The sequence below is a fragment of the Dietzia sp. NPDC055343 genome (assembly GCF_053645265.1).
This window is the reverse complement of record NZ_JBSHMJ010000085.1, coordinates 1-4349: the sequence shown is the minus strand read 5'-3', so window position 1 is coordinate 4349 and position 4349 is coordinate 1. Positions and strand designations below refer to the sequence as shown.

6 protein-coding genes are annotated in these 4349 nt (G+C 62.7%); all 6 read left to right on the top strand.

Going from position 1 to position 4349, the window contains the following annotated elements; translation table 11 throughout:
• The first annotated feature begins 242 nt into the window (after window positions 1-242).
• From ACWIE7_RS18395 to ACWIE7_RS18370, 6 genes are read left to right on the top strand one after another with little or no spacing between them, the layout of a single operon-like run.
• Window positions 243-800, top strand: a complete 558-nt coding sequence (locus ACWIE7_RS18395) for an alternate-type signal peptide domain-containing protein (RefSeq protein ID WP_454070218.1) — start codon at window positions 243-245, stop codon at window positions 798-800.
• A 9-nt stretch (window positions 801-809) separates the two neighbouring features.
• A complete protein-coding gene (locus tag ACWIE7_RS18390) occupies window positions 810-1358 on the top strand; it encodes a hypothetical protein (RefSeq protein ID WP_454070217.1) in 549 nt (182 codons plus the stop codon).
• A 5-nt stretch (window positions 1359-1363) separates the two neighbouring features.
• A complete protein-coding gene (locus ACWIE7_RS18385) occupies window positions 1364-2035 on the top strand; it encodes a signal peptidase I (RefSeq protein WP_454070216.1) in 672 nt (223 codons plus the stop codon).
• Window positions 1992-2594 (top strand): TasA family protein, encoded by a 603-nt coding sequence (locus tag ACWIE7_RS18380; protein ID WP_454070215.1) that lies wholly within the window; start codon window positions 1992-1994, stop codon window positions 2592-2594. Before ACWIE7_RS18385 ends, ACWIE7_RS18380 begins: the two co-directional genes overlap by 44 nt.
• Complete coding sequence (locus ACWIE7_RS18375; RefSeq protein WP_454070214.1) at window positions 2591-3169, top strand: signal peptidase I; 579 nt, start codon at window positions 2591-2593, stop codon at window positions 3167-3169. The genes ACWIE7_RS18380 and ACWIE7_RS18375 overlap by 4 nt, the downstream gene beginning before the upstream one ends.
• On the top strand, window positions 3162-4346 hold the full coding sequence (locus tag ACWIE7_RS18370) for a hypothetical protein (RefSeq protein ID WP_454070213.1): 1185 nt from the start codon (window positions 3162-3164) through the stop codon (window positions 4344-4346). Before ACWIE7_RS18375 ends, ACWIE7_RS18370 begins: the two co-directional genes overlap by 8 nt.
• The last annotated feature ends 3 nt before the right edge of the window (window positions 4347-4349 follow it).

Here is a 4349-nt window from a genome sequence, read left to right as displayed (position 1 = left end):
GCGTGGGCTCCTCCGCCCCGGGGCAGTCCGCCGCGAAACCACTCGGCTCCGTCGACGGGCTCCTCCAGCTCGGGAGCTCCTACATCCGGGTCGGGTCCTGATGGATACCGCCAAGACTTCGATGCCCGGGGCAGTCGCCCGGGTATCGAGAGGCCGCGCGTGCGGCCAGCTGCACGAGTCCGCGCCGCGGCCGTGATTCCACTCGACGCCGCGACCGCGGTGTCCAGCTCGAAGGAACATCTATGAAGAAGACAACCAAGGGTGCACTCGCCGCTGGCGCGGCTGCAGTGCTCCTCGCGGGCGGTGCGGGTACCTACGCGGCGTGGAGTTCGTCGGGTGATGCCGTTCCCGGGGGTGAGGTGACCGCCGGTCACCTGCGAATCTCACAGGTAGAGGACACAGGCGCCTGGCATTGGGAGACTGCTGCGGGTGCAGTGGTAGGTGCTGGCGAGACGATCGTTCCCGGTGACGTTGTGGTGTACGTCGCTGACTACACGCTCGACATAAAGGGCACCAACCTCAGGGCAGAAGCTGAGCTGACCGGTACCGCCGGGGTCAGCGATGTTGGCACGCCATCCGGTCTTGCCGCTGAACTGCAGGTGGGCGCCGCCACAGTCACGGGGGCGGCGGGTGTCGACCTCGAAAATCTCAGTGAGACCGACAGCGGAACCATCACCGTCGAAACTCCCGTCACCTTCGACCCGAAGATTGGCGTGGGCAACCAGGCGGGCATGGACGGCAAGGCTTCACTTTCGAACGTGGGCGTCGTGCTCAAGCAGACCGCCCCCGCCACGGCGTAAGGCGGATCTATGAAGTCCCACATCACGTGGGCGCTCGTAGGGGCGTCGGTTGTCGCACTGGGATTCTCCTCAGTCGTGGCAACCGGCGCCGCCTGGCGGGCGTCTGCGCCCGCGAGCAACGGGCCGACTCTCAACGCCGGACGCCTCGATATCTCGTCAGGCAATTTTGGTGACCAAATGTATGAGTTATCCGATTTCGGGCGAGAGAACATGACCTCGAGCAGTGCGGTCGCGAAGCCGCTCGAAGTGTTCAACTCGGGCAATGTGCCGATGTCCTACACCGTCGAATCGGTCGTTGTGACTCCACAAGCTATGGCGACCACTGCGCCACCGCTCCGCCTCGTTATCGCCCGCGTTGACGATGCCCAGGGGTGCACCACCGGTGTCACCGGCGACATCTACAACGGTGCGATGGACGGCGCGTCCACTACGAAGCCGATTTCTGTGGCGGACGGCGCGTCGACAATGCTCTGTCTGGTGGCGTCGCTCGACAACGGAGCCGTAGCGGGGCAGGCAGGCACGGCAGCTTTCACCTTCCGGGCACTCGTGAGCAGGTGATGACCGTGACTACGCAGGACACCCGAGCGTGTGGCGCTCATCAGAAGGCGGACCCGCGAGCCGATGGCAACGCCGACGACACTTCGTGGGTTTGGTGGGCGCGCACAATCGGCGGCTGGTTGCTGCTCTTGGTGCTCGGTTTCATTCTGCTGGCACTGGTGGTGATACCCCGGGCGACTGGCGCCCATGCGTACACAGTGCTCACCGGGTCGATGGAACCAGGAATCGCACCCGGCGCACTAGTCGTCGTCCGGCCAACCCCCGCCGACCAGTTGTCCACCGGTGATGTCGTCACTTTCCAGCCCTATTCCGGTAACCCGGCAGTGGTCACTCACCGGATCACCGGCATCTTCTTCGACGGCGCCGGCCAAATGCGCATTCAGACTCAAGGCGACGCTAATAACACCGTCGACGACTGGGCGCTTGTGTCCGAACAGGTGCGCGGAAAGCTGTGGTATTCGGTGCCCCACCTTGGACGGGTAAATGTCCTGCTCACCGGTGAGACGCGGGCCGTGGCGATCACCGCCGTAGCGGGAGGTCTGATCATCTACGCCGTCTGGATGTTCGGCAGTGGCTTGCGGGACCGGTCGCGAGAGAAAAAGTCCGGTCGAGGTGTGGAGGAGCTGGAAGCCGATGCTACTGGTATGGAGGAGGGAGCCGACGATGTCAACTCGTAGTCATAGTCGCTGGCGTGAGTCCATCTGGACGCGCGCCCGAGCCGTCGCGTCTCTCGGCATGGTGTTCGGGCTCGGAGCCGTAGGCACCATGGCGTACTGGACTGACACCGCGACCATGACGACGGGCACCTTCAGCGTGGGGGCGTCCCTCGACTTGCAGGTGAATGGCTCGAAGTCTTACAACTGGCCTCTGACAGCCTCTGGGATGATGCCGGGCGACACCGTCGCATCCACATTGATCGTGCAGAACAAGGGCGGGGTCACTTTCAACTACACCGCAAAGGTCAACTCAAGCGGCGACCATGCTCTTGCGCCGTACATGACGTTGAAGGCCTTCTCTGGGGCATCGGTGAGCGCGAACAAATGCACCAACGGCACGGCGATTGGCTCAGCCACTCTGCAGGTGGGATCTGCACGGGACCTAGTGACGTCCGCGCGGCCCCTCTCCGTCGAAGGAGCGGAAACCCTTTGCTTCGAAGCTCAATTATCGAATGCGGTCTCCAAGACTGTGTCGAATCAGGCAGTGAAGGCGATCGTCGAGTTTACGGCTACGGAATGACGATGGACACAACAAAGCAGGACGAGACCGTGGCGGGCGCTACCACCGCGCGCAGTGGACTGCGGCCGCGGTGGGGAAACACCGCGCTCAACATCGGAGCGATTGCAGGTGTCGTCTGCATGGCGCTTGCTGCGGCCTCGATGCTCTTCGGAATCAGTCCATTGATCTTCCGCTCCGGATCCATGGCTCCAGAGATCACCACTGGGTCGTTGGCGTTAGCCAAGACAATCGGTGCCTCCGAGATTCGAGTCGGCGACATCATCACTATCAACGACGAGCGCGGCACATCCATCACCCATCGGGTTGTATCGATCTCCGAGGCCGGAGGTAGTGCAGCGAGTGTTGTTCTCCAAGGCGACGCTAATCCGGTTGCCGACCCGAACCCCTACGTGGTCACTGAGGTCCAACGTGTGTTCGCTCATCTTCCGGGAATCGGCTACGCGGCGGCGTGGATGTCCAGCAAAACCGCAATTTTCTTGGCCGGTCTGCTCGCTGGAGCACTGATGATGTTGGCGTTCGGGCCGTCGAGAACGCTCGGGAGTCCGACAAGAAGTAAGGAGCCCAGCTATGGCTGACGCATCTCGCAAACCCAGGATCGCCGCTGCGATGCTCGCATGTGCCCTTGGACTCGGTGCCGTCGGATTCTCCCAGGCAACCTTCACCAACGCCGCGCTGACGGACACCGCGAGTGCGAGTTCGCAGGACCTGGCGACGGGGAACGTGCTGCCTGGGCCGTCAGCGGTGTCGTGCACGGATGGAGTCGAAGATGGCTGGTATCTTGCAGTTCGACAACGAGGTTTTGTTCTAGGTGTCACACACCTTAACGCGGCTTTCGACTATAGGGTTCTGGTAGTTCAATTGAACGGACAAATCCCTTATGCTTACACTCTCGACGCGTCTAGTGTCCAAGTCGGTGCGAACATTTCATTCCCAGTCATCAGTGGCAACTCGAATGGGATGAGCCACCAGACAGGCTGGGAGTATGTCGCTCGCGTCTATTCTGTTAATCGGTTAACTGGCGAAACGTCGAATGAGTGGCGAGGCCATAAGGTTCGTCAGCCAACTGTCTATGGGATCAATTGCGATGGCGCAGCTTCTGGATCTGGCTATCCGCCGGGTTATGTGCCGCAATTGACGGGAGAACTAACGCTCGATGGTGGACCGCTTAACTCTCTCATGGACCGGCTGAATTCCGAGGAACTGCTTGAGCCACTACCGGAGGACGCCCCGCTGGCCGAGCTGCCGGCCACTGAGCTCGAGCAGACCCCGGCCGGCCAGACCCCGCTGACCGAGCCGATGCCCAGCCCCACCGAACCAAGTGCGATGACACTTAGCGACGAGACCACACCGGCCCCGGCGACGGAAGCGTCGTCGTCAAGCACAGCGGTTACGGTGACCCGCAGGGCTACCTCACAGCCCATTTCGACCACCTCGAAGCCCTCACCCACCATCAAGGTGACGGTCAGTCCTCCCATGACGACGGGCGCCGCGACTCCGGGCGGGACGAACACCACCGCCACAACGGTGCGAGCGAATGTCGGTGATGAGCCCATCAATGTGGGCACGGCGTTCGCCCGGCTCGACGAGGTGGAAGGACAGCCGCGTCTCGTCGTGAGTGCCCTCAGCGGGGCCGAGGTGTGCACCGCCGACGTGCCGGGGGCCACCCGTATCGTCAGCACCGGCGGAAAACTCACCGTCACCGTCGACGGGCGCACCCGCAACGTCGACCTGGCGACCTGCGAGATCGACTGACGC

Bases quoted from the DNA above. Each gene is read 5' to 3' on its own strand.
- ACWIE7_RS18375 (WP_454070214.1), top strand. From the start codon at position 2,591: ATGACGATGGACACAACAAAGCAGGACGAGACCGTGGCGGGCGCTACC.
- ACWIE7_RS18395 (WP_454070218.1), top strand. From the start codon at position 243: ATGAAGAAGACAACCAAGGGTGCACTCGCCGCTGGCGCGGCTGCAGTG.
- ACWIE7_RS18370 (WP_454070213.1), top strand. From the start codon at position 3,162: ATGGCTGACGCATCTCGCAAACCCAGGATCGCCGCTGCGATGCTCGCA.
- ACWIE7_RS18380 (WP_454070215.1), top strand. From the start codon at position 1,992: ATGCTACTGGTATGGAGGAGGGAGCCGACGATGTCAACTCGTAGTCAT.
- ACWIE7_RS18390 (WP_454070217.1), top strand. From the start codon at position 810: ATGAAGTCCCACATCACGTGGGCGCTCGTAGGGGCGTCGGTTGTCGCA.